The 2,770-nt window shown below is 61.7% G+C and carries 4 protein-coding genes; 2 read left to right on the top strand and 2 right to left on the bottom strand.

Features of this window, described 5'->3' with window-relative positions; genetic code table 11:
* Both AHiyo1_RS16010 and AHiyo1_RS16005 read right to left on the bottom strand, forming a co-directional pair.
* A partial coding sequence (locus AHiyo1_RS16010; RefSeq protein ID WP_275937071.1) for a DUF6328 family protein occupies positions 1-453 on the bottom strand: 453 nt, incomplete at its 3' end.
* Complete coding sequence (locus AHiyo1_RS16005; RefSeq protein WP_253257393.1) at positions 450-659, bottom strand: hypothetical protein; 210 nt, start codon at positions 657-659, stop codon at positions 450-452. The genes AHiyo1_RS16005 and AHiyo1_RS16010, both read right to left, overlap by 4 nt.
* Before the next feature lie 72 nt (positions 660-731).
* Here AHiyo1_RS16005 and AHiyo1_RS16000 point away from each other — a divergent pair, with 72 nt between their 5' ends.
* Both AHiyo1_RS16000 and AHiyo1_RS15995 read left to right on the top strand, forming a co-directional pair.
* Complete coding sequence (locus AHiyo1_RS16000) at positions 732-1,463, top strand: DUF72 domain-containing protein (protein ID WP_059389215.1); 732 nt, start codon at positions 732-734, stop codon at positions 1,461-1,463.
* Between the two features lie 59 nt (positions 1,464-1,522).
* A complete protein-coding gene (locus AHiyo1_RS15995) occupies positions 1,523-2,479 on the top strand; it encodes a cation diffusion facilitator family transporter (protein WP_253257392.1) in 957 nt (318 codons plus the stop codon).
* The last annotated feature ends 291 nt before the right edge of the window (positions 2,480-2,770 follow it).

Raw genomic sequence — 2,770 nt, 5'->3', positions numbered from 1 at the left:
CGCGAGGGCGACAAGGATGCTGCCGCCCGCGGCGAGGCCGGCCTCAGGCCCCACGGCAACGCTGAAGATCAGTCCGGCGCACCCGGCGATCAGCAGGGACACACACGCCACGACGGCCTTGACGATCTTGTCGCCTGCAGCCACCAGCCGGTACTTGACGTGATGCTGGAAGAGCCGCCGGTGCAGGCTTACCGGAACGAGCATGAGCCCGGTGGTCATGGTCGCCAGGACAACCAGCAGGAGAAACCACCATTTTTGCATCTCTGTGAGCGTGCCGAATCGCTGCTGGAACGGCAGGGTCAGCAGGAAGCCGCCGATAATCTGCACGCCCGTCTGGAGGACGCGCATCTCCTGGAGCAGCTCATTCCAGTTTCGGTCCATCCGTTGGTCCTCGGACTCGTGCCTGGTGTCGGGAGCCGGCCCGGGGAACAGGGGATCTTCCGGTCCGCTCACGACGGCCGCGGCAGTTCGCAGCCTGCCACGGGATTCAGTCCCATGTAGTTCAAGGGACCGGCAACAATATTCAGGCTAATCGTTGCGAGCTGGGAGCACTGCGCCGGGACGGCGCTGAAGTAGCCTCGCTGTCCGGCCGCTACTGCTCCTATGACGAGCCAGATCACCACGATCAGCCCGAAAATCGACCCGAATCGCATGGCCATCGACCAACCTCTCATCGATTCCGAATATCAATCAGCTTACTTATTCAGCGACTTCGACCATAGGCTGGCCGGATGGCAACCCACGTAGGGACGTCGGGGTGGAGTTACGACCACTGGGACCACGTGCTCTATCCCGCCGGCACCCCCTCCCGCAACCGGCTCGATTACTACGTGCAGCAATTCGAGACCGTCGAACTCAACGCGAGTTTCTATCGTTGGCCGCGCGATTCATCGTTCGCCAGTTGGCGACGCCGCCTACCTGAAGGGTTCGTGTTTTCGGTCAAGGCGCCCCGTGGGCTCACCCATGGCAAGCGCCTTTACGCACCCGAAGCCTGGATCGGCAGGATCACCTCGGCGTGGCATGAGCTCGGGGACAGGCGTGGGGTCCTGCTCGTCCAGTTGCCGCCGGGAATGGAGCGCGACGACGGCCGGCTGGCCTATTTCCTTGGCCTCCTCCCCGAGTGGATCAAGGTCGCCGTCGAATTCCGCCATGACAGCTGGCATGACGAGGCTGTCTACGAGTTGCTTGAAAAGCACCGGACGGCCTATTGCATCATGAGCGGGGCGGAGCTCCCGTGCGTCCTCCGAGCGACGGCGCCGTTTGTCTACATCAGGATGCATGGGCCGGATCACCACCACCTTTATGGAGGTTCATACTCCGATCAGGACCTGCGCTGGTGGACCGACCGAATTGCGGAATGGGAGACGGCGGGCAAGGAGGTTTTCGTCTATTTCAATAACGACGGCGGCGGTAACGCGGTCCGTAATGCCCGCACCCTCCGTTCCTTCCTCGGCAACCACTAGGCGTGGACTCCATGGTTGTTGGTACGGTAGTTTCCATGGTTGAAACCAAGAAGGTCAGGATGCCAGCTTCATCCCTCATGACCGTGATCTTGGCTTTTGCGGCAAACCTTCTTGTTGCGGTCGCAAAGACTGTCGCCGCCGTGCTTACCGGCTCCGCTTCGATGATCGCTGAGTCCGCCCACTCCTGGGCGGACACGGGAAACCAGGTCTTCCTGCTGGTGGCCGAGAGGAGATCCTCGAAGAAGCGGGACGTGGCCCATCCGATGGGCTACGGCAGGGAAGCATACGTGTGGTCGATGTTTGCCGCCTTTGGCTTGTTCACCGCAGGCGCCGTTGTTTCCGTGATGCACGGCATCCAACAGCTTTTCGCGCCGGAGCCCGCCGGTGATTTCGCGGTCGCCTATATTGTCTTGGCGGTATCGTTCGTCCTGGAAGGGGGTTCGTTCGTCCAGGCATTCCGGCAGGCCCGCAAGTCCGCACGGGAGCTCGAACGCCGGACCTTGGAGCAAGTGCTCAAGAGTTCAGATCCCACCATGCGTGCAGTCTTCGCGGAGGACAGCGCCGCGCTCATAGGCCTGCTCATTGCCTTCTTGGGAATCTTCCTGCACCAGCTCACTGGATCACCACTTCCGGATGCGCTCGGATCCATATTTGTCGGCATTCTTCTCGGTGTCATCGCCGTAGTGCTGATAGATCGCAATCGTCGCTTCCTTGTCGGCCAGGGCGTCACTCCGGAACTCGAGAAGTCGATGGCGATCAGGGTCATGGAACACCGCGAAATCGAGCGCCTGACATATCTTCACCTGGAGTTTGTCGGTCCGCGCAAGTTGTACCTCGTGGCCGCAGTGGATATCACCGGCGACCTCCGGGAGCACGAAGTGGCCATCGCGCTGCGCCGCGTGGAACGGGAACTCGAGGACGAGGAGACCGTCGAGGAGGCCGTCCTGACCCTCGCTACCCCCGACGAGCCCTCGCTGTCCTTCGGCGTTCGGCCTCCGTCGCCGGCCGTGGAGTAAACCAGGACCGTCAGTCCGCTTGAACCTCCGGGGAAAACAAGTACAAGCTACTCGTGTCATGGTTCACACAAAGTTGTTGACTCAAGGGACCGGCATCCGCGCGCTGTCCGAGGACGCCGATCCCGGCTGGCCAACGGCAGGGTCGGCCGATCGATAACACCGGCGTTGCGGAGGCGCAGTCAATTTTCGAGGGGAGTTCCAATGGACGGTCAACTTTGGATTTGGATCGTGGTGGCGGTCGTGATCATCGCGGTGATCGTCGCCGTCGTCGTTTATGGGCGCCGCGCGAAG

The organism is Arthrobacter sp. Hiyo1, from assembly GCF_001263615.2.
Classification (GTDB): Bacteria; Actinomycetota; Actinomycetes; order Actinomycetales; family Micrococcaceae; genus Arthrobacter.
Note: the sequence above shows the minus strand (reverse complement) of the source record. Positions and strands in the feature narration are given on the sequence as shown.